Source organism: Streptomyces sp. WAC03905, from assembly GCF_057371075.1.
In genome coordinates, this window is record NZ_JBXYDZ010000003.1 from 4,215,928 (window position 1) to 4,239,647 (window position 23,720).

Consider the following 23,720-nt stretch of genomic DNA (forward strand, 5'->3'; position numbering starts at 1 on the left):
CGCAGATTCTGGATGGCCGGCGGGATCGGGATCGGGCTGTGTCTGACCTTCGTGGCGCTCCTCGTCGTGGGGACGTACTCGGCGGCGGCGGGACTCGTGGGATCGGGTGCCGGCGGCCGTGCCGTGGGCCTGACCAAGGGTGCCGTGCCCGCGAAGTACCAGGCACTGGTGGAGAAGTGGGGCACCCTCTGCCCGGCCATCAGCCCGCCGATGCTCGCCGCGCAGCTGTACTCCGAGAGCGGCTGGAACCCGAGCGCCGTCAGCCCGGCGGACGCGCGGGGCATCGCGCAGTTCATCCCGGGCACCTGGGCGGGTCACGGCATCGACGGGGACGGGGACGGGGACCGGGACATCTGGGACCCGAACGACGCGATCCCCTCGGCCGCTTCGTACGACTGCGAGCTGGCCAGGGACGTGCGGAGCGTGCCCGGTGACCCGACGTCGAACATGCTGGCCGCCTACAACGCCGGCGCCTACGCGGTCATCAAGTACGGGGGCGTGCCGCCGTACAAGGAGACCCAGGGGTACGTGAAGGCCATCACCACCCTGGCCAAGAGTTTCGCGCGGCCCGTGGGGCGGGTGGCGCCCTCGCAACAGGCCGCCGGGGCGATCTACTTCGCGCAGAAGCAGCTGGGCACGCCCTACCTGTGGGGCGGCAACGGTACGCCCGACCAGGACGGCCGGTTCGACTGTTCGGGGCTGACCAAGGCCGCGTACGAGACGGTCGGGATCCAGCTGCCGCGCGTGGCCAACGACCAGTACAACGCCGGTCCGCACCCCTCGCGGGACGAACTCCTGCCCGGAGACCTGGTGTTCTTCTCCGATGATCTGACGAACTCGCGCGAGATCCGGCACGTGGGCCTCTATGTGGGCGGCGGTTACATGATCAACGCTCCCTTCACCGGGGCCGTGATCCGCTTCGACAAGATCGACACTCCCGACTACTTCGGGGCGACCCGGGTGACGAAGGACGGGGCGGAATCCCTTCCGGAGCGGGCGGCCGCCGGCCGTCCGGCGTAGCAACTCTCCGTGAGGCAAAGGCCCTGAGCTGCGACGACCAGTCACTCTTCGATAACGTTGCCGTGATCATTCGGTGGAGAGTGGAACCCGGCCGTCAGAACGGGCGTTCCATGAACGCGGGGGTTGATCAAGTGGGTGTCGAAGGGGCGCGCACCCGGGTGCGCCCGCAGGGGAACCACGGCAAGAGCAAGGGGCCGCGTCACCATGGCTGGACTCACGACAGGTGGGCCGAACGTGGATGTCAGCCTGCTGTACGAGGTCAACGGAGCGGCCCGGCGCGCCCCGTCGTGGCTGGACACGGCCGTGAGCCTGGCCGGTGAGTACGGGATCCTGCTGGCCCTGGTGCTCCTGGTCCTGTGGTGCTGGCGAGGCGCCCGCCGGCAGGACGGGAACACGGCCGCCGAGACCTTCACGGCGCTCGTGTGGGCCCCCCTCGCCGCCGGTCTGGCCCTGCTCGTGAACGTCCCGCTGCGTGAATTCGTCGGCCGGCAGCGGCCCTTCCGCCAGCACGAGGGGCTGCAGGTCCTCGACCCCGGCTGGGGCGCGGGACTCGGGAACACCGAGTACTCCTTCGTCAGCGGTCACACCACCGTGGCGATGGCCCTGGGCGTGGGGCTGTTCGTGGCCCACCGCAGGCTCGGGCTCGCCGGGATCGCGCTGGCCCTCCTCGAAGGACTCAGCCGCGTCTACATGGGCGTCCACTACCCCACCGACGTGATCGGTGGTCTCGCGCTCGGTACCGCCGTCGTCCTGGTCCTCGCGCCGCTCGCGCTGGCGCTGCTCAACCCCCTCGTCCGGGCGGTGGCCGCCTCCCCGCGCTTCGGCCGGCTCGTACGGGCCGGTGGTCGGGCACGGCCGCTGCCGGTCGGCCTCGCGCAGCCCCGGACCCCACCGACGGGCCAGCGCACCCAGGACAACGACCTGGCCGCCTGACGCCCGACACCTGGCGCTCCTCGTCTGTCGCCCGTCGCCGTCGCCTGTCCCCCGTCTGTCGCCCGTCGCCCGTCGCCCGACGGAAGGGCTGCCGGCGGGTCAGCCCGTCCCGTACGAGTCCCACACGGCGAGCAGCGCCGCCGTCAGCAGGCACAGCGCGGCCACCCCGAAGCACACCAGGACCGCCCGCGGGCGGGGCCGGGGCGTCACTGGTCACCCGCGTCGGTGTCGCCCTCGCGGCGGTAGCGGGAACGCAGCCAGAGGCCGGTGCCGAGCGCGGCGGCCGAGGTGAGCCCGATGGCCAGCGCCACGTCGGCCGGGCCGTCCGCCGAGCCCACGGGTCTGGCCCACGCCGCGGCGGCCGCGGCGGCCGGGGCGAACACGAGGAGCAGGGCCCAGAGGAGGGCCGCGAGGCGGGCTGCGGAACCAGGCATGAGTCAAGGGCATCCGCTGTCGCGCCCCCCGGCCAGCCGGGCCGTCCGAACGGGCGAGACGCCCTGCCGGCGCGGTCTACGGAGGGCCCGCGGTCCCCGCGGCCTCGTGGGCGGTGGCGTCCTTCCGGGCGAGGTCGCGGGAGCGGCGGGCCGGCCCCTTCCAGCCGCAGGTGCAGACGGCCAGACAGAACGATCCGCGGTCGGCGGTGGAGGTGGTGTGGCCGGTCGGCTGCTGCTGGGGCCTCGGGGGCGGTACGGCGGCCGGCGCGGGCACCGGGGTCGCGTCGATGTGCGGTTCCACTTCTCCACGGTACCGGGGGCACTCGGGGGGCGGGCAAGGTGTGGGCCCGTGACGGGAAACCCGGGGCCTCGTTAACCGGAGCGGGTGGGGACCTCGGGCAAACAGCGGTCACGCGTTGGGGGTTGGCAGGCGATGGTGGTTCACCGGCACAGGCTGCTGCGCGGGCGCGCGGCTGAGGTGGTGCTCGCCGCCGGAGTCACCCTGGCGGTCACGGCGACGGGCGGGTGCGCCGTCGGCAGCGCCGCGAGCGACGACCGGTCCCCGGCGGAGGCGTCGGCGGAGGCGTCGGCGGCCGTCCGCGGCGCCGCCGACGCGCTGGCGCGCACGGGCAGCGCCCGGGCCCGTACGGCGATGGAGATGGCCACGGGCGGGACCCGGGTCACCATCCGCGGCGAGGGCGGCGTCGACTTCAAGAAGCGGATGGGGCAGCTCCTGGTGCTGCTCCCGGCCGACGTGAAGGGCGAGGACGAGCACCGGCCCATCACCGAGCTGCTCGTGCCCGGCGCGCTCTACATGAAGAACCGCGGCGCGGGCGTCCCCGCCGACAAGTGGGTGCGCGTCGACACGACGACCCTCGCCGACGGGAACCTGGTCACCGGCGGAGCCACCGACCCGCTGGTCGCGGCCGAGCTGCTGCGGGCCGCGCAGCAGGTGACGTACGTGGGGGAGACCGAGGTGGCGGGCACCAGGGTGCGGCACTACCGGGGGACCACCGACATCGGGCGGGCGGCCGGGAGCGCGCCGGCGGAGATGCGCGGGGCACTGGAGGCGGCGGCGAAAGGGTTCAGCAAGGACACGGTGCCCTTCGACGCCTACCTCGACGAGGAAGGGCGGCTGCGGAAGGTCAGGCACCGCTTCACCTACGTCAACAATGGCGTGATCGATGTGTCGTCGACCACGCTCCTGTACGGATTCGGGACGCCGGTGACCGTCGTATTGCCCGCGAGCGGGGACATTTACGCCGGAAAGATCGCCGACTAGCGGGGCGGGCGGGCCGGGAGCGGCGCGATCGGGCCATGGCCGGGTATCCGGAAATGGTCCATCCGTGTCATGCGGGGGGAGGGGCGTCCTCCCTACGCTGAGAAGCCGGGCGCCGGCAAGTGGTGCGGCATGACCGATGACGGCCGGTGGCCGGTGGCAGATTGAGGTGACACGCGTGACTCCCGCAGGCGGTACGACGGTGCAGGACCACGTGGCGCTCGCCGAGATCGAACTGTGCGGTGAGCTGATCATCGCCGCGTCCGCGGCGGCCGAGGAGCGGCTGAGCCTGGACCGCATCGACGAAGTGCTGCTGGGCCGCTAGGTCCTGTCGTCAAAGTGGCGCCGGTCAGGCCCGCGGTGTCCGGTGCCGTGCATCGCAAGGCGGAGGGGTGCCCGAGTACTGGACGTACGTGGGCGCCGCGACAACGCGGCGAGGTGCGGTGCCGGGCGCCGCGGGCCAGGTGCAACTTTGACGACAGGGCCCAGGGGGTGTCCTGCCGAGACACCCCCGGGCTCCCGCCCGCCGCGGGCGGGCGGGCGGGGCCGGGCGGCTCAGGTGCGCAGGAGCCGGGCGATGGCCTTGGAGGCCTCCTCGACCTTGGCGTCGATCTCGGCGCCGCCCTTGACCGCGGCGTCGGCGACGCAGTGGCGCAGGTGCTCCTCCAGCAGCTGGAGCGCGAAGGACTGGAGGGCCTTCGTGCTCGCCGAGACCTGGGTGAGTATGTCGATGCAGTAGACGTCCTCGTCGACGAGCCGCTGGAGGCCGCGGATCTGGCCCTCGATCCGGCGCAGCCGCTTGAGGTGCTCGTCCTTCTGGTGGTGGTAGCCGTGGACGGCGCCGCCGTCGTGGGAGGTGTCGGGGGCGGCCGCAGTGCCCGCTCCGGCTCCGGTGCCCTCCGCCTCGATGGTCGTCATGCGTCCTCCCGTGGTCGAACGAGCGAGGGGAATGCATACCCCTCATGGGTATAGGGTACCGGGCTCGCGCCCGAGAGGCAGGGGCCCGTGTTCCTCACTCTGCCTGATGGAGGACACTGGGGAACCGCCGGTTAGCCGTGGCCGGGGGATGCGCCTAGCATCAGCCTGACCGAATCCAATGCACCCCGAGGACCTCACGTGCGATTTCGTCTGACCCCCAGGGAGACGAGCTTCTACGACATGTTCGCCGCATCCGCGGACAACATCGTCACGGGCTCCAAGCTCCTGATGGAACTGCTCGGAGCGGACTCGTCCGCCCGGGCCGAGATCGCGGAACGGATGCGGGCGGCGGAGCACGCGGGGGACGACGCGACCCACGCGATCTTCCACCAGCTGAACTCCTCCTTCATCACGCCGTTCGACCGCGAGGACATTTACTCCCTGGCGTCGTCGCTCGACGACATCATGGACTTCATGGAGGAGGCCGTCGACCTGGTCGTCCTCTACAACGTGGAGGAGCTCCCCAAGGGCGTCGAGCAGCAGATCGAGGTGCTGGCGCGGGCGGCCGAGCTGACCGCCGAGGCGATGCCGCACCTGCGGACGATGGACAACCTCACCGAGTACTGGATCGAGGTCAACCGCCTGGAGAACCAGGCCGACCAGATCCACCGCAAGCTGCTCGCGCACCTGTTCAACGGCAAGTACGACGCCATCGAGGTGCTGAAGCTCAAGCAGATCGTCGACGTGCTCGAAGAGGCGGCCGACGCGTTCGAGCACGTCGCGAACACGGTGGAGACCATCGCGGTCAAGGAGTCCTGAACCTCGTGGACACCTTCGCTCTGGTCGTGACCATCGGTGTCGCGCTCGGTTTCACGTATACGAACGGTTTTCACGACTCCGCGAACGCGATCGCCACGTCCGTCTCCACACGGGCCCTGACCCCGCGTGCGGCGCTCGCGATGGCGGCCGTGATGAACCTCGCGGGCGCCTTCCTGGGCAGCGGGGTGGCCAAGACGGTCAGCAGCGGCCTGATCGAGACGCCCACGGGCTCCACGGGCATGTGGATCCTCTTCGCGGCGCTGGTCGGCGCGATCGTCTGGAACCTGATCACCTGGTACTTCGGTCTGCCCTCGTCCTCCTCCCACGCGCTCTTCGGCGGCATGGTGGGTGCGGCGCTGGCCGGCGGTACGGAGGTCATCTGGTCGGGCGTGGTCGACAAGGTCGTCATCCCGATGTTCGCCTCGCCGGTCGTCGGCCTGGTCGCCGGTTTCCTGGTGATGGTGGTCATCCTGTGGATGTTCCGCCGTGCCAACCCGCACAAGGCCAAGCACGGCTTCCGCATCGCGCAGACCGTCTCGGCCGCGGCCATGGCGCTCGGCCACGGCCTCCAGGACGCGCAGAAGACGATGGGCATCGTCGTGATGGCGCTGGTCATCGCCGACGTCCAGACCGCCGACGACCCGATCCCGGTCTGGGTCAAGATCGTGTGCGCCGTGATGCTGTCGCTGGGTACGTACGCGGGCGGCTGGCGCATCATGCGGACGCTCGGCCGCAAGATCATCGAGCTGGACCCGCCGCAGGGCTTCGCGGCGGAGACCACCGGTGCGTCGATCATGTTCGGCTCGGCCTACCTCTTCCACGCGCCGATCTCCACCACGCACGTGATCACCTCGGCGATCATGGGCGTGGGTGCGACGAAGCGCGTGAACGCGGTGCGCTGGGGCGTCGCGAAGAACATCATCCTGGGCTGGTTCATCACGATGCCGGCCGCGGCGCTGGTGGCGGCGGTCAGCTTCTGGATCGTGAACCTGGCCTTCGGCTAGCGGTACCGGACGCAGCGCGACGAAAGCGGGCCGGCTCCCCCCACCCAGGGGGAGCCGGCCCTCTTCTTTCTTCCGTCCCGCGGTGGCACCGCCATGCAGCACCGCGGGACGTCTCGCACATCTCGCCCTAGCCGAAGCGGCCCGAGATGTAGTCCTCGGTCGCCTGCACGGACGGGTTGGAGAAGATCCGGTCCGTGTCGTCGATCTCTATGAGCTTGCCGGGCCGGCCGACCGCCGAGAGGTTGAAGAAGGCGGTGCGGTCGGAGACGCGGGCGGCCTGCTGCATGTTGTGCGTCACGATGACGATCGTGAAGCGCTCCTTCAGCTCGCCGATCAGGTCCTCGATCGCCAGGGTGGAGATCGGGTCGAGGGCGGAGCAGGGCTCGTCCATCAGCAGGACCTGGGGCTCGACCGCGATGGCGCGGGCGATGCACAGACGCTGCTGCTGGCCGCCGGAGAGGCCGGAGCCGGGCTTGTTCAGGCGGTCCTTGACCTCGTTCCAGAGGTTGGCGCCCTGGAGGGAGCGCTCGACGATGTCGCCGAGCTCGGACTTCTTGAAGTTGCCGTTCAGCCGCAGGCCCGCCGCCACGTTGTCGAAGATCGACATGGTGGGGAAGGGGTTCGGGCGCTGGAAGACCATGCCGACCGTGCGGCGGACCGCGACGGGGTCCACGCCGGCGCCGTAGAGGTTCTCGTCGTCCAGCATGACCTTGCCCTCGACGCGGCCCCCGGGGGTGACCTCGTGCATGCGGTTGAGGGTGCGCAGGAAGGTGGACTTGCCGCAGCCGGAGGGGCCGATGAAGGCCGTCACCGAGCGGGGTTCGACGGTCATCGAGATGTCGTCGATGGCCTTGTGGTTGCCGTAGAAGGCGGACAGTCCGCTGACGTCGATTCGCTTCGCCATGGGGGTCACTTCGCTTTCATACAGTCGCGTCAGCGACCGGTCTTCGGGGCCTTCCAGCGGGCGATGCCGCGGGCCACCAGATTGAGGATCATGACGAAGGCGATCAGGACCAGCGCTGCGGCCCAGGCCCGGTCGTAGGAGGCGTCACTGCCGACCTTGTACTGCTCCCAAATGTAGAGCGGGAGCGAGGACTGGGCGCCTTCGAAGGGGTTGCCGTTGATCAGCTGGGTGCCGAAGACCAGCAGCATGATCGGGGCGGTCTCGCCGGCGATGCGGGCGACGGCCAGCATCAGTCCGGTGGCGATGCCGCCGATGGCGGTGGGGAGGACGACCTTGAGGATCACGCGCCACTTCGGCACACCGAGGGCCAGAGCGGCCTCGCGCAGCTCGTTCGGGACGAGCTTGAGCATCTCCTCGGTGGAGCGGACGACGACGGGCATCATCAGGATCGACAGGGCCATCGCGCCGGCGAAGCCGGAGGGTCCGAAGCCGAGGGCCAGGTTCCAGGTCGTGAGGATGAACAGGCCCGCGACGATGGAGGGGATGCCGGTCATGACGTCGACGAAGAAGGTGACGGCCTTGGCGAGCGTGCCCTTGCCGTACTCGACGAGGTAGACGGCGGTCAGCAGGCCGATCGGGGCTGCGATCAGGGTGGCCAGGGCGATCTGCTCGATGGTGCCGAGCAGCGCGTGGTAGACGCCGCCGCCCTCCTCGAAGCTGGTCACGCCGTTCATCGAGTGGCTGAGGAAGTCGCCGCTGAAGACCTCGATGCCGCGGCTGATCGTGGTCCAGATCAGCGAGAGCAGCGGTATGACGGCGAGGACGAAGGAGACCCACACGACGGAGGTCGCGATGCGGTCCTTGGCCTGGCGGCGGTTCTCGACCACCGCGCTGGCGGTGTAGGTGATCGCGACGAAGAGGAGGGCGGCGATCAGACCCCACTGGATCTTGCTGTGGAGGTCGAAGACGAGGCCGATGCCGCTGCCGAGGGCGATCGAGAGGACCGCGATGCCGGCCGGGGCCCAGCCGGGCAGGCCGCCCCGGGTGAGGCTGGTGGGGGCGGCGGACCGGGGGGCCCTGGAGGGCCGGTGGTCCTGGAGTGCGTGGCTCATCAGGCGTTCGCCCCCGAGAAGTCCTTGCGGCGAGCGATGATCAGCCGAGCTGCACCGTTGACCAGCAGGGTGAGCAGGAAGAGGACCAGACCGGAGGCGATCAGCGCGTCGCGGCCGAACTCGTTGGCCTCGTCGAACTTGGCGGCGATGTTCTGCGCGAACGTGCCGCCGCCCGGGTCGAGGATGTGACCGGAGATCAGGAAGCTCGGCGAGAGGACGGTGGCGACGGCCATGGTCTCGCCGAGCGCGCGGCCGAGGCCGAGCATCGAGGCGGAGATGACGCCGGAGCGGCCGAAGGGCAGCACGGACATCCGGATGACCTCCCAGCGGGTCGCGCCGAGGGCCAGGGCGGCTTCCTCGTTCATGCGCGGGACCTGGAGGAATACCTCGCGGCTGACGCTGGTCACGATCGGCAGGATCATGATCGCGAGCAGGATGCCGACGGTGAAGAGCGAACGCGCGACGCCGACCTGGGTCTTGTCGAAGACGTAGGTCCAGCCCATGTACTCGTCGAGCCAGAGGTTCAGGCCCGCCAGCTGCGGGACGAGGAAGAGGGCGCCCCAGATGCCGTAGATGATCGACGGCACGGCGGCCAGCAGGTCGACGACGTACGCGATGGGGGCGGCCAGCTTGCGCGGCGCGTAGTGCGAGATGAACAGGGCGATGCCGACGGCGATCGGAACCGCGATGACCATCGCGATGATCGAGCTGACGACGGTGCCGAAGAGCAGGACGGCGATGCCGAAGACGGGCGGGTTGGCGGACGCGTTCCAGTCGAAGGTGGTGAGGAAGTTGCCCTCGTTCTTCGACAGGGCGATCGAGGCGCGGTAGGTGAGGAAGACGGCGATCGACGCCATGATCACCAGGAGCAGGATGCCGGAGCCCTTGGAGAGACCCGCGAAGATCTTGTCACCGGCGCGGCCGGTGGACCTCGTGCTCGTGGAGACGGGCGGAGCCGTGTCTATCTGGGTGGGTGTGGTGGAAGCCATGGTCTTTCCGGTCTGTGTGGGGGGCAGGCCCCCTGGCGGCGGTGCACCGGATTCCCCCGGGTGGAGGGGAAGGGTCTCCGGGTCCGGCCCGCCCCGTCCCCGGACGGGGGGAGGGGCGGACCGGGCCCGGAACTCAGGACTAGCTCAGCGAGTTGACGACCTCGCGGACCTTGGCGTTGATCTCGGCGGGGATCGGCGCGTAGCCGTTCTCCAGGAGGATCTTCTGGCCCGCGTCGGACGCGGTGTAGTTCAGGAAGGACTTGACGGTGGGCAGGGTCTCCGCCTTGTTGCCCTTGTCGCAGACGACCTCGTAGGTGACCAGGACGATCGGGTACGCGCCCTCGGCCTTGGTGGTGTAGTCGAGCTTGAGCGCGAGGTCCGAGCCGGTGCCGGCGATCTTGGCGGCGGCGATGGCCTTGGAGGCGTTCTCGCCGGTGGCCTTGACCGGGGCGGTGGCGCCCGTGTTCAGGTCGACCGTCTTGATGCCCTGGGCGCTGGCGTAGGAGAGCTCGAAGTAGCCGATGGCACCGTCGACCTGCTTGACCTGGGTCGCGACACCGGAGGAGCCGGAGGCGCCGAGGCCGCCCGGGGCCGGCCACTTCTTCGCGGCCTCGTACGGCCACGCGTCACCGGCGGTGGCCTTGAGGTACTTGCCGAGGTTCTCGGTGGTGCCGGAGTCCTCGGAGCGGTGGAAGTGCTGGATCGCGGTGGAGGGGAGCGTGACGCCGGGGTTCAGCTTCTTGATCGCCTCGTCGTCCCACTTCTTGATCTTGTCGTTGAAGATGTTGGCGATCGTGGCGGCGTCGAGGTTGAGCTTGTCGACACCCGCGACGTTGAAGCCGAGGGCGATCGGGCCGCCGACCATGGGCAGGTCGATGCCCTGGCCGCCGGTGCAGATCTTCTTCGACTCCTCGACCTGCTCCGGCTTCAGCGCCGAGTCGGAGCCGGCGAAGCCGACGGTGCCCTGGTTGAAGGCGACGATGCCCTCACCGGAGGAGGACGACTTGTAGTTGACCTCGACGCCGGAGCAGGCGGCCATGTAGTTCTTCACCCACAGGTCGACCGCGTTCTTCTGCGCGGAGGAGCCGGAGGCGAGCAGCTTGCCCTTGGCGCCGTCGCACTTGATGTCGCCGGCGGCCGGAGCGGCGGCCTTCGTGGCGCCGTCGCCGGTCTTGCTGTTGTCGTCCGAGCCGCACGCCGTGAGGACCAGGGCGCCGGACACGACAAGCGCACCGAGGGCGGAGGCACGAAGCATGTTCTTGCGCTGAAGCTTCACTTTCGGGTGTTCCTTCCAGAAGCCGCCGGCCGCTTTCCGTTCGTACCGGGCGGCGTGCGAAGAGGACTACTGCGTCGGGTCGCGCGGTCCGGCCGCCCGCTCTGCGGGCCGCCGTCTCCGTGCACGACCGAAATTAGGCAGAACAGGTGAAGCACCCGACCGGAGCGAGTGAACGGACGGTGAACCGTGGCGGACGACCCGGTGCGTTCCGGGGCGTCCGCGCACACTTTCCATCATCCGTTGTCCCGCCGTTACCTCGGTGTGACCGCCGCGGGTTCCCGCAGCCACAGGTGCTGGAAGTCGGTCCGGGCGGCTTCGACCTCGTGCCGCTGGTCGGCGTGCAGGACGCCCAGGGCGTAGGCCGTCGCCGGGGCGATACGGGGGGTGCGGGCGGCCGTGGCGGAGGCCGCCGCGGCCTCGGCGGCGTCCCGGTGGCGGTCCAGGGCCTCACCGGCGGCCGCCGCCAGGGTCACGTCCTCGCCGAGGACCTCCCGCGCGTACCGGTGGACGCGCAGGAGGCGGCGCACCTCGTGCCAGAGGCCGTCGTGGTCCGCGTCGTACGGGCTCGGCGCCGCTTCGCTGCCGCCGGCCGGCGGCAGCGCCGAGACGGCGGCGGACAGTCGGGTTTCGGCCACGGCCGCCAGGGGCACGAGGACCTCCCGCACCCGGCCGCGGGCCGCGGCGGCGTCGAGCGGGACCTCGGAGGCGAGCACCGCCACCGCGTCCGCCACCGCGTGGAAGCGGGACGAGCCGAGCGCCTGGAGGGTGGCCGAGTGGGCGCGCGTACGGGCGAGGGTCAGCTGGCGGTCCAGGAGTGCGCCGGCGCGCGCCGAGCCCACCGTCAGCGCGCCGGCCGAGCCGCGGGGCGCCGGGAGTTCGGGGGAGCCCGACAGCCGGTGCAGTGCGTCCATGAGCCGGGCCAGCCGGGCGGCGTGGGCGTGCTCGTCGGCCAGGGTCGAGGACAGCCACACCAGCTCGGTGCGCAGCCCGTCGGCCCAGGAGGTCTCGGTCACCCCGCGGAAGGTGGCCAGTGATCCGCTGATGCGGCGCGCGGCCCCCCGCAGGCCGCGCGCCGCGGCGCCGCTCTCGGCGGGGTCGGCCCCGCTCGCGGCGCTCGCGCTGTACTGGCGCATCCCCCGTAGGAAGGCCGTGGCCTGCGAGCGCAGGTACGTGGCGAGCACGTCACCCGCGTCCGCGGCTGGGTCATGGTTTGGCTGAGCCACGCCGGCGCCTCCGGGCGTCTATGAGCGTCTCCTGTACGTGCCGCAGCGGCTGGCCGTCCGCGTCCGTGCTGTGCCGGGTCCACTCGCCGTCCGGGCCCAGGTGCCAGGAGGAGGTGGCGTCGGACATGCCGGTTTCCAGCATCCGGTCCAGTGCCGCGCGGTGGGCCGGGTCGGCGACCCTGACCAGTGCCTCGATACGGCGGTCGAGGTTGCGGTGCATCATGTCGGCGCTGCCGATCCACACCTCCGGCTCGCCGCCGTTGCCGAAGGCGAAGACCCGGGAGTGTTCGAGGAAGCGGCCGAGGATCGAGCGGACCCGGATGTTGTCCGAGAGTCCGGGGACGCCGGGGCGGACGGCGCAGATGCCGCGCACCCAGATGTCGACGGGTACTCCCGCCTGGGAGGCCCGGTAGAGCGAGTCGATGAGGGCCTCGTCGACGATCGAGTTCATCTTCAGGCGCACGTACGCGGGGCGGCCGGCCCGGTGGTGGGCGGCCTCCTTGTCGATCCGCGCGATGAGGCCGTCCCGCAGTGAGCGGGGGGCGACCATCAGCCGGCGGTAGGTCTCGCGGCGCGAGTAGCCGGACAGCCGGTTGAACAGGTCGGAGAGGTCCGCGCCGACCTGCGGGTCGGCGGTGAGCAGGCCGAGGTCCTCGTACAGGCGTGCGGTCTTGGGGTGGTAGTTGCCGGTGCCGACGTGGGCGTAGCGGCGCAGCTGGTCGCCCTCCTGGCGGACGACGAGGGAGAGCTTGCAGTGGGTCTTGAGGCCGACGAGTCCGTAGACGACGTGGCAGCCGGCCTCTTCCAGCTTGCGCGCCCACTTGATGTTGGCCTGCTCGTCGAAGCGGGCCTTGATCTCGACGAGGACGAGGACCTGCTTGCCGGATTCGGCGGCGTCGATCAGGGCGTCGACGATCGGGGAGTCGCCGGAGGTGCGGTACAGCGTCTGCTTGATGGCGAGGACGTCGGGGTCGGCGGCGGCCTGCTCCAGGAAGCGCTGGACCGAGGTGGAGAAGGAGTCGTACGGGTGGTGCAGCAGGACGTCGCGCTCGCGCAGGGCGGCGAAGATGTCGGGGGCGTGCGCGGACTCGACCTCGGCGAGGTCCCGGTGGGTGCCGGCGACGAACTTCGGGTACTTGAGCTCGGGACGGTCCAGGGAGGCGATCCCGAAGAGGGCGGTCAGGTCCAGGGGCCCGGGCAGCGGGTACACCTCGGAGGCGTTGACGTTCAGCTCCTGCACGAGGAGGTCCAGGACGCCGGGGTCGATGGACTCCTCGACCTCCAGGCGCACGGGCGGGCCGAAGCGGCGCCGCATGAGCTCCTTCTCCAGGGCCTGGAGGAGGTTCTCCGCGTCGTCCTCCTCGACCTCCAGGTCCTCGTTGCGGGTCACGCGGAACATGTGATGCGCGAGCACCTCCATGCCCGGGAACAGCTCCTCCAGGTGCGCGGCGATGACGTCCTCCAGCGGGACGTAGCGCTGCGGGGAGGCCTCCAGGAAGCGGGAGAGGATCGGCGGGACCTTGACCCGGGCGAAGTGGCGGTGGCCGCTGACGGGGTTGCGCACGACGACGGCCAGGTTGAGGGAGAGGCCGGAGATGTACGGGAAGGGGTGCGCGGGGTCCACGGCCAGCGGGGTCAGCACCGGGAAGATCTGGTTCCGGAACAGCGTGAAGAGGCGGGCCTGCTCCTTCTCGGTGAGGTCGGGCCAGCGGATCAGGTGGACGCCCTCCTCGGCCAGGGCCGGGGAGATGTCCTGCTGGAAGCAGGCGGCGTGGCGGGCCATGAGTTCGCGCGAGCGCGTCCAGATGAGGTCCAGCACCTCGCGGGGCTGCAGGCCCGAGGCCGATCGGGTGGCGACACCCGTCGCGATGCGCCGTTTGAGGCCGGCCACGCGGACCATGAAGAACTCGTCGAGGTTGCTCGCGAAGATCGCCAGGAAGTTGGCGCGTTCCAGGAGCGGGGTCGTCGGGTCCTCGGCCAGCTCCAGCACCCGCTCGTTGAAGGCGAGCCAGCTGCGCTCCCGGTCGAGGAAGCGGTTCGGGGGGAGTTCCCCGCCGTCCTTGTCGTCGTAGGCGTCCAGGTCGGCGTCGAGGTCGGGGTCGAAGTCGGCGTGCGGGCGGTGCGCGGCGATGGAGCCTATGCGGGCGTGGGCCGCGGCGACGGGCGCCTGGGCGGCGGGCCGGTCGGTGCCGTTGCCCTGGCCGGCGGCTTTCCCGGTGTCCTTGGCGGTGTCCTTGGCGGTGTCCTTGGCCGCGGACCTGCCGCCGGTCCTGCCGGCCTTCTCGGCGGCGGGCGCGGACGTGGGGGACGGGTGCTGGGCGGGGACCTCGGTGGGGCCGGCGCTGGGCTTGTGGCTCATGACTCCATTCTTCCGCGCAAGCGGCAGGACAGGCGCGTCGGACGTGTCGGCCGTCGGTCGGAGTCGGGGCTGCATTGGGGGAGAGTCGCAAGCGCTTCTGAATGCCCGGTTAATGGCGCATGGCTTCCCGGCTCCGGCTGGCGCACGAGTCCTTCCCGGGGGCGCGGATCGTGCCCGGGCAGGGGGGTGTGCGTGCTGGTGCGGCGGCGTCGCCGGGGCGCTGCCCCGGCCCCCGCGCCTCAATGCCGGCGGGGCTGAATGAGGCGGCGGGGCCGGATGAGGCGCCGGGTGCCGGAAGGGCGGAGGGCCGGGGCCGTCAGCTTTCCGTGCGGTACATCAGGTCGACCTCGTGGGTGGTGAAGCCGAGGCCCTCGTAGACGGCGAGGGCCGCCGGGTTGTCGGCGTCGACGTAGAGCATGGCCGTGGGCAGGCCCTGGGCCGCCAGGTGCTGCAGGCCGATCGCGGTGAGCGCCTTGCCGAGGCCGCCGCCCTGGGCGCCGGGCAGGACGCCGACCACGTAGACCTCGCCCAGCTGCTGCTCCGCGTGGACCTTCGTCCAGTGGAAGCCGACGAGCTCCCCGTCGCGCTCGGCGAGGAAGAAGCCCTTGGCGTCGAACCACGGCTGCGCGACGCGGTCGTCGAGGTCGCGCTGGGTGAGCGAGCCCTGCTCGGGGTGGTGGGCGAAGGCGGCCGCGTTCGCCGCGAGCCAGGCCGCGTCGTCGGTACCGGGCTGGAAGCTGCGTACGGTCACGCCCGGCGGGAGCACCGGGTCCGGCAGCGGCGCCCCCTCGGCCAGGGGCCGGCGCAGCTGGCGCAGCTCGCGGAAGAGGGTCAGGCCGAGGACCTGGGCGAGGTGCCGGGCGGCGGACTTGCCGCCGTGGGCCCAGACCCGCAGCCGCTTGCCGGAGGCGGCCAGCAGGGCCGTGCCCATGGCGCGCCCGTGGCCGCGGCCGCGCAGGGCGGGGTGGACGACGAGTTCGGCGGCCGGGGCCTCCACCGGGTCGGTGTCCTCCAGTTGCCCGTACGCGGCGAGCCGGCCGCCGTCGGTGAGCAGGAAGTGCCGGATCCCCGCGCGCGGCCCGCCGCGCAGCTGGAGCCTTCCCTGCTCGGACACGGCGGTGGTGCCGTCCGTCCGGGCCGCGTCCTCGATCAGGTCGAGGACCGCGTCGGCCTGTTCCCCCGTCAGCTCGTCGAGGGTCTGAATCTGCCGTCCCGGCTCCCGGGCCGCGCTTGCGTCAGTCATGGAACGAGCCTACGACCGTCGCGGCCGCCGGGCGGAGTGCGGGCGCGGGGTCGGTCCTTCTTCTGCGCGTAACCAACGCGATACCCGTTACCCCCTGGTAGAGCTACGCGCGTTGACCTTAGGCTTCGGCGGACCTCCCAAGCAGTATCGCTGTCCACAAAGGGGACTAAATGTCAGCGACGCCACAACGGCACCGCCGAAACCGCCGGTTGACCTTCGCCGCCCTCGCCGTCACCGCCGGGGCCGGAGCGATGGTCGCGGCCGCACTGCCGGCCGGTGCCGCGAGTGGTGGCGGTGCGGCCAAGAGCCGGACCGTCGACGTGCAGATGCTGTCGTTCAACGACTTCCACGGCACCCTGGAGCCCCCGCAGGGCTCCTCCGGCACCGTGACCGAACGTCAGGCCGACGGCACCACCAAGGCCATACCCGCGGGCGGGGTCGAGTACCTCGCGACCAGCCTGCGCGAGGCCCGCAAGGGCCACGAGTACTCCGTCACCGCCGCGGCCGGCGACATGATCGGCGGCAGCCCGATGCTGTCCGGGCTCTTCCACGACGAGCCGAGCATCGAGGCGCTGAACAAGCTGGGCCTGAACGTCTCCAGCGTCGGCAACCACGAGTTCGACGAGGGCAAGACCGAGCTGCGCCGCATGGCGTACGGCGGCTGCCACCCGGTCGACGGCTGCTACGAGTTCGGCAAGGAGTTCACGGGCTCCACCTTCCAGTACCTCGCGGCGAACGTCACGGACGAGAAGACCAAGCGCCCCCTGATGTCCCCCACCTACGTGTGGAAGAAGGGCGACGTCAAGATCGGTTTCATCGGCGTCACCCTGGAGGGCACTCCGGACGTCGTGACCGCCGAGGGCGTCAAGGGCCTCAAGTTCGGCGACGAGATCGAGACGATCAACAAGTACGCCGCCGAGCTGAACAAGCAGGGCGTGAAGTCGATCGTCGCGCTGATCCACGAGGGCGGTCTGCCCGCGAACGGCGCGTACAACTACGACTGTGACGTCCCGGGCGCCGGCGCCGGCATCTCGGGCGCGATCGTGGACATCGCCAAGAACGTCGACGCCAAGGTCGACGCGCTGGTCACCGGCCACACCCACCAGGCCTACGCCTGCAACATCCCCGACCCGGCGGGCAACCCGCGCGCGGTGACCTCGGCGGCCTCGATCGGCCGTCTGTTCACGGACACCACGCTCACCTACGACCGGCAGACCAAGGACATCGTCCGCACGCCGGTCAGCTCGCCCAAGCCCGTCAACAAGGTCGTCACCCGGGAGCAGCCCAAGGCCCCGGACATGACCGAGCTGATCGGTCGCTGGAACGCCCTCGCCGCCCCGATCGCCAACCGCCCGCAGGGCTTCATCTCGGCGGACATCCCGGGCCGCGGTTCGGCGGAGCTCGAGAAGCCGCTCGGCGACCTGATCGCCGACGCGCAGCTGGAGGCGCTCGCCCCGGCGGACAAGGGCGGCGCGCAGCTGGCCATCATGAACCCGGGCGGCATCCGCTCGGACCTCGCCTACAAGGCCTCGGGCGCCGAGGGCGACGGTGTGGTGACCTACGGCGAGTCCTTCACGGTCCAGCCGTTCACCAACATGATGAACATCGTGGACCTGACCGGCGCGCAGCTGATCACCGCGCTGCAGCAGCAGGTCAGCGGGCCGGTCAACGGGGCGAGCCCGAAGATCCTGCAGGTGTCGAAGGGCTTCACGTACACCCTCGACATGACGAAGGCGGGCGCGGACCGCGTCGTCGTGGACTCGGTCCGGCTCAACGGTGCCGCGATCGACCCGGCGAAGACCTACCGGGTCGCGATGAACGAGTTCCTCGCGGGCGGCGGTGACGGCTTCACCGTCCTGAAGGAGCACAAGAACAAGCTGGTCGGCGCGTCCGACCTGGACTGCTTCAACGCCTACCTGACGAACAACTCCTCGGCGTCCGCGCCGATCGCCCCGCCGGCGGCGAACCGGATCACCGTCATCAAGTAGCACCCGGAGCAACACCCGCGCAGAGCGCGCCCGGAGGGGCGGTGGGCCGGTCGGCCCGCCGCCCCTCCGGCGTTTCCCCGTGCATCCCCGTGACGCGGGGACCGTGGCGGGCGAGGGGTCAGAGGGCCGCCAGGAAGGTCCCGACGGCCCGGTGGAAGCCGTCCGGGTCCGTGAACGGGACGAAGTGGTCGCCGTCGAGGGGCGCGTAGGAGGTGTTCGGGCGACGGGCGGTCATCGCGTCGGCGACGGGCCGGGTGAGCGCCTGGCTGCGGGTGCCGTGGATCAGCAGGGCCGGGCAGGTGCTCGCGAGCCAGGTGTCCCAGTGGTCGCCGGCGCAGGCGTGGACGGAGTCGAGCATGTCCTGCGGGTGGTAGGCCAGGCGCCAGCCGGTGCCGTCGGGCAGTGGGCGCAGTCCGTCGGCGACGAAGGGCGCGGCCGGTCCGGCGGCGGCGAGGAGTTCCTCGCGGGTGGCGGCGGTGTAGGGCAGGCCGTCGAGGAAGTCGAACCAGTTCGGTCCGTCGGGGATGCGGATCTCGACGGTGGCGTCGACGCCGACGAGTGCGGAGATCCGGTCGGGGTGGGCCGCGGCCAGGTGGTAGGCGTTGAGTCCGCCGAGGGAGTAGCCGAGGAGCGGCACGGGACCGTCCGGGCCCAGGTGGTCCAGGAGGGCGACGGCGTCGCGGACGTAGCCCTCGCGGCGGTAGTCGGGGGCGCGGTCGGAGTCGCCGTGGCCGCGCTGGTCGGGGGCGATGACCCGCCAGTCGTCACCGAGGGCGGCGGCGAGGCCGGTGAAGGCGAGGGCTTCGGACATGCCGCCGTGCAGGGCGAGGAGCGGCCGGCCGGTGCCGCCGAAGTCCAGGTAGGAGAGGGTCCGGTCGTCGATCTTCAGCTCGTGGCGCATGTTCCTGCCTCCCGCGGATGCGTGGATCTGTGCGATGGGCCTCAGACTGCCAGTGTTTGGGCAAGCGCGCAATACGGTTGTATTGCGCGCTTGCCCAAACACTGGCGCGGCTACGATCCCGGCATGGGAAATCGCGAGGAACTGCTGGCCGGAGCCCGGCGCTGCCTGGAGGAGAAGGGCTATCTGCGGACCACCGTGCGCGACATCGCCACGGCCGCGGGCGTGAGCATGGCCGCGATCGGCTACCACTTCGGTTCGCGCGAGGCCCTGCTCAACCAGGCGCTGTTCGCCGCGATGGAGGAGTGGGCCGCCGGCTCCGGGCGGCTCGCCGGGCAGGGCGGGACGGCAGGGGAGCGCTACGCCGACACCTGGGACCGCAAGATCCGGGACTTCGGCGAGATGCGCTGGCTCTGGCTGGCCTCCGTCGAGGCCTTCGTGCACGCCCAGTCCTCCCCCGAACTGCTCGCGATCCTGGCCGAGGGGCAGCGCCGCAACCGCCGGACGGTGGCCGCGGCGCTGCGCGGGGTGCCGGAGGCGGAGGTGTCGGAGGCGGACGTCCGCGCCCTCGGCTCGCTGCACATCGCGCTGTTGAGCGGGGTGATGGTGCAGACCCTGACCGATCCGGAGCAGGCGCCGGACGGCGGGGAGTTGCTCCGGGGGCTGAGGGAGATGGCCGGACTGCTCGAAGACTGACGGCTACCGACGGGTAGTAACTGTGACGTGTGCACGCCATAATCCGGCCATCACCGGGTCGGCGAAGGGGCGGGCATGGGTACGGTCACGAGCACGGGCAGGGCCGCGAGCACGGCCGCGAGCACGGGCGCGAGCGCGGGCGCAAGCGCGGGCGCGGGCGCTGGCATCGGAACGGGCATCGGCCGGAGGGCGTTCCTGGCCGGAGCGCTGGCCGCGGGAGCCGCCGCCGGACTCGGCCTCGCGTCCGCCCCGGCCGCCGCCGCGGCCCTCGGCACCCAGGACTGGATGGCCGGCCTCGGTGACTCCACCGCCCTCCAGCGGATGACCATTCCCGGCACGCACGACTCCGGCGCCACCAAGGGCGGGCTCTACGTGGCCTGCCAGAACACCTCGATCGCCCAGCAGCTCGACTCCGGCATCCGCTTCCTCGACGTGCGCTGCCGGGTCACGGGCGGCTCCTTCGCCATCCACCACGCGGCCTTCTTCCAGGACCTGATGTTCGGGGACGTCCTGGTCGCCTGCTGGAACTTCCTGGCCGCCCACCCCTCCGAGACCGTCCTGATGCGCGTCAAGCAGGAGTACTCCGGGGAGAGCGACGCCACCTTCCGCGCCGTCTTCGACGACTACCTGGACCACCGCGGCTGGCGCCCCCTGTTCCGCATCGCCGACACCCTTCCCACCCTCGGACAGGCCCGCGGCAAGGTGGTCCTGCTCGCCGACAACGGCGGCCTCCCGGGCCTGCGCTACGGCGACGGCAACGTCTTCGACATCCAGGACGACTACAACACCGAGCCCTTCGCCAAGCGCGGCCGGATCGAGAACCACTTCCGCAAGGCCGTCCAGCAGCCCGGCAAGCTCTTCGTCAACTACGTCAGCACCGCCGCCTACATGCCGCCGCGCTGGAACTCCGACCGCCTCAACCCGCAGGTCCACGGCTTCGTCGACGGCGGGGAGATGGCCGGCCGGACCGGGCTGGGCATCGTCCCCATGGACTTCCCCAACACCCGCTCCGGCCTGGTGACCTCACTGATCCGGCACAACTGACGGCTCGGAGGGGGGCGGTGTCGGCGCCCCCGGGATCCGGAGCACCGCCTCCGTACCGGGGCCACCGTCCGCCGCCGCCCGCAGCTCGGCGCCGCCGCCCGCGCGGGCCGCCGTACGGGCCACGATCGACAGGCCCAGCCCGCTGCCCGGCAGGGCGCGGGCCGACGGGGACCGCCAGAACCGCTCGAAGACGTGCGGCAGGTCCTCCGCCGGGATGCCCGGCCCGTGGTCCCGTACGGTCAGCTCGCCCGCCCGCAGGGTCACCTCGACCGAACCGCCCGGCGGGCTGAACTTCACCGCGTTGTCCAGGACGTTGACCACCGCCCGCTCCAGCGCCGCCGCCTCGCCCCGTACGTACCAGGGCTCCAGGTCCGAGGCGAAGGCCAGCTCCGGACCGCGCAGCCGGGCCCGTGACAGCGCCGCCGCGGCGATCTCGTGCAGCGCGACCACCTCCAGCCGGCCCGGTACGGCCGCGTCCGGCCGCGACAGCTCCTGCAGGTCCCCGATCAGCGAGGCCAGCTCCGTCATCTGCGCCTTGACCGAGGCCAGCAACTCCCGCCGGTCGTCGGGCGGGATGGCGCGGCCGGTCTCCTCGCTGCGCGCCAGCAGCTCGATGTTGGTGCGCAGCGAGGTCAGCGGGGTGCGCAGCTCGTGACCGGCGTCGGCGATCAGCTGCGCCTGCCGCTCCTGGGAGGAGGACAGGGCCGCGGTCATCGCGTTGAAGGACCGCGACAGGCGGGCGATCTCGTCGTCGCCCTCGTCGGGGATCCGGACCGTCAGGTCCTCGGTGCGGGCGATGTGCTCGACGGCGTCGGTCAGCTCGTCCACGGGCCGCAGCCCGGTACGGGCCACCCACAGGCCGGCGACGCCGGCGCCGACGACCCCGATGCCGGAGACGAGGAGCAGCACCCAGGCCAGGGTCGACAGGGGCTTGTCGATGTCGGCGAGCGGTTTGGCGATGGAGACGCCACCGAAGACCTGACCGGTGTCCGGGGCCACCACCGGGATGGTGAAGACGCGCATCTCGACGCCGGCGGAGGTCGTCACGGTCTGCAGGGTCCGGCCCCGCCGGCCCGCCGCGATCTCCTTGTCGGCCTCGGTCACCGGCAGCGCCGTCGGTCCGGCCACCCAGCAGTGGCGGCCGTCGGGCAGGACGATCTGGACGGTCGCGCCCAGGTTCCCGGCGGTCTGCTGCCGGGGCTGCTGCGGGGGCGGGAGACAGTCGTTCTGGATCACGATCCGGTTCACCTCGGCGCCGACGTTCGTCGCCATCAGGGAGCGGTCGAGCTGGTCGCGCAGCTGGGTGCGCACCATGAACCACGACACCGCCGCGACCGCGGTCACCGCGAGGGCCACCGCCACGGCGACCAGCAGGGCCAGTCGCGAGCGCAGCGGCAGCGTGCGGAACCGGGCGACCGGGCTCACTCGGGCCCGCCCTCGGCGCGCAGGACGTAACCCACCCCGCGCACGGTGTGGACCAGGCGCGGCTCGCCACCCGCCTCGGTCTTGCGGCGCAGGTACATCACGTACACGTCCAGGGAGTTGGAGCTGGGCTCGAAGTCGAAGCCCCACACGGTCTTGAGGATCTGTTCGCGGGTGAGGACCTGACGCGGGTGCGCGAGGAACATCTCCAGCAGGGTGAACTCGGTCCGGGTCAGCTCCACCTGCCGTCCGGCCCGAGTGACCTCGCGGGTCGCGAGGTCCATGCGCAGGTCGCCGAAGGTCAGGGCGTCCTCGTGCGGGTCGGCGCCGGTCCGCGGGGCGGCGTAGGAGCTGCGGCGCAGCAGGGCGCGGACGCGGGCGAAGAGCTCGTCGAGTTCGAAGGGCTTGACGAGGTAGTCGTCGGCGCCCGCGTCGAGGCCGGTGACGCGGTCGCCGACGGTGTCGCGGGCGGTGAGCATCAGGATCGGGGTGACGCTGCCGGAGGCGCGCAGCCGGCGGGCCGCGGTGAGCCCGTCCATCCGCGGCATCTGGATGTCCAGCACGATCAGGCCGGGCGCGTAGGTGGCCGCCTTGTCGAGGGCGTCGAGGCCGTCGACGGCGGTCTGCACGGCGTAGCCCTCGAAGGCGAGGCTGCGGCGCAGGGCCTCGCGTACGGCCGGTTCGTCGTCGACGACGAGGATCCGCGCTTCGCCTTCGGCGGCATTCATGGATGGGTCTCCCAGGTGTGGTGGTCGGCCGGTGGCCCCGACGTGCTCCGGCGCCTCCAGCCTCGCACGGGGCGGGCGCCTAGAAGGAGGTGCCGAAGCCGTTGGCGAAGGAGTCGCCGGAGGTGCCGGTGCCCTCGGAGGATCCCTTGCCGCCGGGGCCGCCCTTGCGCAGGGAGTCCAGGTCGGCCTTGATCGTGTCGACCGGGATGGCGAAGCCGAGGCCGACGCTGCCCGCGGCGGATCCGCCCGAGGAGGGGGAGTAGATCGCGGACGGCATGCCCACGATCTCGCCGTTCATGTTGACCAGGGCGCCGCCGGAGTTGCCCGGGTTGAGGGAGGCGTCCGTCTGGAGGGCCTTGTACGAGGTGGTGTCCGAGCCGGTGTTCCCGTTGAACTGGCGGCCGCCGAAGGAGAAGGGCCAGCCGTCCTCGCCCTGCCCGCGGCCCTGCGGGGAACGCTGTTCGGACTTGGGGACCTTCACCTCGCGGTCGAGGGCGGAGACGATGCCGCTGGTGACGGTGCCGGTGAGGCCGTCGGGGGAGCCGATGGCGACGACCTGGTCGCCGACCTTGACGCTGCCGGAGTCGCCGAGCCTGGCGGGCTTCAGGCCGCTCGCGCCCTGGAGTTTGATCAGGGCCAGGTCCTTGTCGGGATCGGTGCCGACGATCTTGGCCGGGTACTTCTTGCCGTCGCTCATCGTCACCTGGATCTCGGTGGCGCCGTCCACGACGTGGTTGTTGGTGGCGATCTCGCCGTCGGCGGTGAGCACGATGCCGGAGCCCGTGCCCTGGCCGGAGCCGGTGCGGGTGTCGATGCGGACGACCGAGGGGCTGACCTGGTCGGCGATGCCGGAGACGGTGCCGGTGCCGGTGCTGGACTGCGAGACGTTCGTGCCGTTGACCCCGCCGGCGGCGGTGGCCTGCCGGTCCATCAGCTGCTGGACGGCGGCCGCGGTGCCGCCGCCCACCAGGGCCGCGGCGAGCGCCACGGCGGCCAGCAGGGCGACGGGCCTCTTCGCGCGCCGGTCGGGTGCGGCGTGGGCCGGCCCCTGCGGGGCGTCGGTGCCGCCCTCGCCGCCGGTGCCCGCCGGGACGGTCTCGCCGACGATCACCGGCGGCACCGGCGGCCGGTGCGCCTCGTGCCAACCGGGCGCGGCCGGGGGGTAGGCGGGCGGCGGCGGATACGCCCCGGTCCCGGTCCCGGCTCCGGCCTCGTGCGCCAGCCGGTCGCGTCCGCGCTGCCAGTCCTCGCCGAACGGCGCGTGCTGGGGGCGGTGTTCCTGCGGGTACTCGCCTTCGCGGCGGAAGCTCTCGGTCATGGGACGACTCTCCCCGCCGTTGATGAGAGCTTCCTGAGTCCGGCCTGAGAAGCCCGACAGAACCGCGTATGCCCGATGTAAGGGCGCTTCCCGTTGCCCCGCCGTGCGCTGCC

Annotated in this window: 23 protein-coding genes; 9 read left to right on the forward strand and 14 right to left on the reverse strand. The window is 71.6% G+C overall.

Features of this window, described 5'->3' with window-relative positions; translation table 11 throughout:
• Window positions 1-12: 12 nt before the first annotated feature.
• Both AC2RP6_RS21595 and AC2RP6_RS21600 read left to right on the forward strand, forming a co-directional pair.
• Window positions 13-1,020: a C40 family peptidase gene (locus tag AC2RP6_RS21595; RefSeq protein ID WP_486450398.1), complete on the forward strand. Its 1,008-nt coding sequence runs from the start codon at window positions 13-15 to the stop codon at window positions 1,018-1,020.
• 204 nt (window positions 1,021-1,224) lie between these two features.
• Window positions 1,225-1,953 (forward strand): phosphatase PAP2 family protein, encoded by a 729-nt coding sequence (locus AC2RP6_RS21600; RefSeq protein ID WP_486447667.1) that lies wholly within the window; start codon window positions 1,225-1,227, stop codon window positions 1,951-1,953.
• A 206-nt stretch (window positions 1,954-2,159) separates the two neighbouring features.
• Here AC2RP6_RS21600 and AC2RP6_RS21605 read toward each other — a convergent pair whose 3' ends face one another.
• Entirely contained in the window at window positions 2,160-2,387 is a 228-nt protein-coding gene (locus tag AC2RP6_RS21605) for a hypothetical protein (protein WP_486447668.1), read from the reverse strand.
• Window positions 2,388-2,463: 76 nt separating this feature from the next.
• Complete coding sequence (locus AC2RP6_RS21610; protein ID WP_486447669.1) at window positions 2,464-2,688, reverse strand: hypothetical protein; 225 nt, start codon at window positions 2,686-2,688, stop codon at window positions 2,464-2,466.
• 132 nt (window positions 2,689-2,820) lie between these two features.
• Between AC2RP6_RS21610 and AC2RP6_RS21615 the strand changes: the two genes are divergently transcribed.
• On the forward strand, window positions 2,821-3,669 hold the full coding sequence (locus AC2RP6_RS21615; protein WP_486447670.1) for an SCO4651 family lipoprotein: 849 nt from the start codon (window positions 2,821-2,823) through the stop codon (window positions 3,667-3,669).
• Between the two features lie 136 nt (window positions 3,670-3,805).
• The gene (locus AC2RP6_RS21620) at window positions 3,806-3,991 is read left to right on the forward strand and encodes a hypothetical protein (RefSeq protein WP_486447671.1); all 186 of its coding nucleotides are present in this window, start codon (window positions 3,806-3,808) and stop codon (window positions 3,989-3,991) included.
• Between the two features lie 230 nt (window positions 3,992-4,221).
• Here AC2RP6_RS21620 and AC2RP6_RS21625 read toward each other — a convergent pair whose 3' ends face one another.
• Window positions 4,222-4,584, reverse strand: coding sequence for a metal-sensitive transcriptional regulator (locus AC2RP6_RS21625; protein WP_486447672.1), 363 nt, complete (start codon window positions 4,582-4,584; stop codon window positions 4,222-4,224).
• A 198-nt stretch (window positions 4,585-4,782) separates the two neighbouring features.
• Here AC2RP6_RS21625 and AC2RP6_RS21630 point away from each other — a divergent pair, with 198 nt between their 5' ends.
• Together AC2RP6_RS21630 and AC2RP6_RS21635 are read left to right on the forward strand one after the other, a co-directional pair.
• Window positions 4,783-5,403 carry a DUF47 domain-containing protein gene (locus tag AC2RP6_RS21630; RefSeq protein WP_028797706.1) on the forward strand — a complete coding sequence of 207 codons (621 nt, stop codon included), beginning with the start codon at window positions 4,783-4,785 and terminating at the stop codon, window positions 5,401-5,403.
• Between the two features lie 5 nt (window positions 5,404-5,408).
• The gene (locus AC2RP6_RS21635) at window positions 5,409-6,407 is read left to right on the forward strand and encodes an inorganic phosphate transporter (RefSeq protein ID WP_486447673.1); all 999 of its coding nucleotides are present in this window, start codon (window positions 5,409-5,411) and stop codon (window positions 6,405-6,407) included.
• Between the two features lie 127 nt (window positions 6,408-6,534).
• Here the strand turns inward: AC2RP6_RS21635 and pstB are convergent, their stop codons facing one another.
• The 7 genes from pstB to mshD form a co-directional block, all read right to left on the reverse strand.
• Entirely contained in the window at window positions 6,535-7,311 is a 777-nt protein-coding gene (pstB, locus tag AC2RP6_RS21640; RefSeq protein WP_486447674.1) for a phosphate ABC transporter ATP-binding protein PstB, read from the reverse strand.
• 29 nt (window positions 7,312-7,340) lie between these two features.
• On the reverse strand, window positions 7,341-8,423 hold the full coding sequence (gene pstA, locus AC2RP6_RS21645; RefSeq protein ID WP_486447675.1) for a phosphate ABC transporter permease PstA: 1,083 nt from the start codon (window positions 8,421-8,423) through the stop codon (window positions 7,341-7,343).
• Window positions 8,423-9,412 (reverse strand): phosphate ABC transporter permease subunit PstC, encoded by a 990-nt coding sequence (gene pstC, locus AC2RP6_RS21650; protein ID WP_486447676.1) that lies wholly within the window; start codon window positions 9,410-9,412, stop codon window positions 8,423-8,425. The genes pstA and pstC overlap by 1 nt, the downstream gene beginning before the upstream one ends.
• Window positions 9,413-9,551: 139 nt before the next feature.
• A complete protein-coding gene (gene pstS, locus AC2RP6_RS21655) occupies window positions 9,552-10,688 on the reverse strand; it encodes a phosphate ABC transporter substrate-binding protein PstS (protein WP_486447677.1) in 1,137 nt (378 codons plus the stop codon).
• A gap of 251 nt (window positions 10,689-10,939) precedes the next feature.
• Window positions 10,940-11,911, reverse strand: coding sequence for a CHAD domain-containing protein (locus tag AC2RP6_RS21660; RefSeq protein WP_486447678.1), 972 nt, complete (start codon window positions 11,909-11,911; stop codon window positions 10,940-10,942).
• A complete protein-coding gene (locus tag AC2RP6_RS21665) occupies window positions 11,892-14,270 on the reverse strand; it encodes an RNA degradosome polyphosphate kinase (RefSeq protein ID WP_486447679.1) in 2,379 nt (792 codons plus the stop codon). Before AC2RP6_RS21665 ends, AC2RP6_RS21660 begins: the two co-directional genes overlap by 20 nt.
• A 316-nt stretch (window positions 14,271-14,586) precedes the next feature.
• Window positions 14,587-15,513, reverse strand: coding sequence for a mycothiol synthase (mshD, locus tag AC2RP6_RS21670; RefSeq protein WP_486447680.1), 927 nt, complete (start codon window positions 15,511-15,513; stop codon window positions 14,587-14,589).
• Between the two features lie 170 nt (window positions 15,514-15,683).
• On the opposite strand from mshD, the gene AC2RP6_RS21675 reads away from it, so the two are divergent.
• Window positions 15,684-17,501 carry a bifunctional metallophosphatase/5'-nucleotidase gene (locus tag AC2RP6_RS21675; RefSeq protein ID WP_486447681.1) on the forward strand — a complete coding sequence of 606 codons (1,818 nt, stop codon included), beginning with the start codon at window positions 15,684-15,686 and terminating at the stop codon, window positions 17,499-17,501.
• A 118-nt stretch (window positions 17,502-17,619) separates the two neighbouring features.
• Here the strand turns inward: AC2RP6_RS21675 and AC2RP6_RS21680 are convergent, their stop codons facing one another.
• On the reverse strand, window positions 17,620-18,402 hold the full coding sequence (locus AC2RP6_RS21680; RefSeq protein WP_486447682.1) for an alpha/beta fold hydrolase: 783 nt from the start codon (window positions 18,400-18,402) through the stop codon (window positions 17,620-17,622).
• 123 nt (window positions 18,403-18,525) lie between these two features.
• Here AC2RP6_RS21680 and AC2RP6_RS21685 point away from each other — a divergent pair, with 123 nt between their 5' ends.
• Both AC2RP6_RS21685 and AC2RP6_RS21690 read left to right on the forward strand, forming a co-directional pair.
• On the forward strand, window positions 18,526-19,095 hold the full coding sequence (locus AC2RP6_RS21685) for a TetR/AcrR family transcriptional regulator (RefSeq protein WP_486447683.1): 570 nt from the start codon (window positions 18,526-18,528) through the stop codon (window positions 19,093-19,095).
• A 75-nt stretch (window positions 19,096-19,170) separates the two neighbouring features.
• Complete coding sequence (locus AC2RP6_RS21690; RefSeq protein WP_486447684.1) at window positions 19,171-20,139, forward strand: phosphatidylinositol-specific phospholipase C; 969 nt, start codon at window positions 19,171-19,173, stop codon at window positions 20,137-20,139.
• Here AC2RP6_RS21690 and AC2RP6_RS21695 read toward each other — a convergent pair.
• The 3 genes from AC2RP6_RS21695 to AC2RP6_RS21705 form a co-directional block, all read right to left on the reverse strand.
• Window positions 20,119-21,564: a sensor histidine kinase gene (locus AC2RP6_RS21695; protein ID WP_486447685.1), complete on the reverse strand. Its 1,446-nt coding sequence runs from the start codon at window positions 21,562-21,564 to the stop codon at window positions 20,119-20,121. The genes AC2RP6_RS21690 and AC2RP6_RS21695 overlap by 21 nt on opposite strands.
• Window positions 21,561-22,289: a response regulator transcription factor gene (locus tag AC2RP6_RS21700; RefSeq protein ID WP_486447686.1), complete on the reverse strand. Its 729-nt coding sequence runs from the start codon at window positions 22,287-22,289 to the stop codon at window positions 21,561-21,563. Before AC2RP6_RS21700 ends, AC2RP6_RS21695 begins: the two co-directional genes overlap by 4 nt.
• Before the next feature lie 79 nt (window positions 22,290-22,368).
• A complete protein-coding gene (locus AC2RP6_RS21705; RefSeq protein ID WP_486447687.1) occupies window positions 22,369-23,607 on the reverse strand; it encodes a S1C family serine protease in 1,239 nt (412 codons plus the stop codon).
• Between the last annotated feature and the right edge of the window lie 113 nt (window positions 23,608-23,720).

What these genes read in the sequence shown, in the direction of transcription:
- AC2RP6_RS21595 (WP_486450398.1), top strand. Translation starts at nt 13, where the DNA reads ATGGCCGGCGGGATCGGGATCGGGCTGTGTCTGACCTTCGTGGCGCTC.
- AC2RP6_RS21600 (WP_486447667.1), top strand. Translation starts at nt 1,225, where the DNA reads ATGGCTGGACTCACGACAGGTGGGCCGAACGTGGATGTCAGCCTGCTG.
- AC2RP6_RS21605 (WP_486447668.1), bottom strand. Translation starts at nt 2,387, where the DNA reads ATGCCTGGTTCCGCAGCCCGCCTCGCGGCCCTCCTCTGGGCCCTGCTC.
- AC2RP6_RS21615 (WP_486447670.1), top strand. Translation starts at nt 2,821, where the DNA reads ATGGTGGTTCACCGGCACAGGCTGCTGCGCGGGCGCGCGGCTGAGGTG.
- AC2RP6_RS21620 (WP_486447671.1), top strand. Translation starts at nt 3,806, where the DNA reads ATGACGGCCGGTGGCCGGTGGCAGATTGAGGTGACACGCGTGACTCCC.
- AC2RP6_RS21625 (WP_486447672.1), bottom strand. Translation starts at nt 4,584, where the DNA reads ATGACGACCATCGAGGCGGAGGGCACCGGAGCCGGAGCGGGCACTGCG.
- pstB (WP_486447674.1), bottom strand. Translation starts at nt 7,311, where the DNA reads ATGGCGAAGCGAATCGACGTCAGCGGACTGTCCGCCTTCTACGGCAAC.
- pstA (WP_486447675.1), bottom strand. Translation starts at nt 8,423, where the DNA reads ATGAGCCACGCACTCCAGGACCACCGGCCCTCCAGGGCCCCCCGGTCC.
- pstC (WP_486447676.1), bottom strand. Translation starts at nt 9,412, where the DNA reads ATGGCTTCCACCACACCCACCCAGATAGACACGGCTCCGCCCGTCTCC.
- AC2RP6_RS21665 (WP_486447679.1), bottom strand. Translation starts at nt 14,270, where the DNA reads ATGAGCCACAAGCCCAGCGCCGGCCCCACCGAGGTCCCCGCCCAGCAC.
- mshD (WP_486447680.1), bottom strand. Translation starts at nt 15,513, where the DNA reads ATGACTGACGCAAGCGCGGCCCGGGAGCCGGGACGGCAGATTCAGACC.
- AC2RP6_RS21675 (WP_486447681.1), top strand. Translation starts at nt 15,684, where the DNA reads ATGTCAGCGACGCCACAACGGCACCGCCGAAACCGCCGGTTGACCTTC.
- AC2RP6_RS21680 (WP_486447682.1), bottom strand. Translation starts at nt 18,402, where the DNA reads ATGCGCCACGAGCTGAAGATCGACGACCGGACCCTCTCCTACCTGGAC.
- AC2RP6_RS21685 (WP_486447683.1), top strand. Translation starts at nt 18,526, where the DNA reads ATGGGAAATCGCGAGGAACTGCTGGCCGGAGCCCGGCGCTGCCTGGAG.
- AC2RP6_RS21690 (WP_486447684.1), top strand. Translation starts at nt 19,171, where the DNA reads ATGGGTACGGTCACGAGCACGGGCAGGGCCGCGAGCACGGCCGCGAGC.
- AC2RP6_RS21700 (WP_486447686.1), bottom strand. Translation starts at nt 22,289, where the DNA reads ATGAATGCCGCCGAAGGCGAAGCGCGGATCCTCGTCGTCGACGACGAA.
- AC2RP6_RS21705 (WP_486447687.1), bottom strand. Translation starts at nt 23,607, where the DNA reads ATGACCGAGAGCTTCCGCCGCGAAGGCGAGTACCCGCAGGAACACCGC.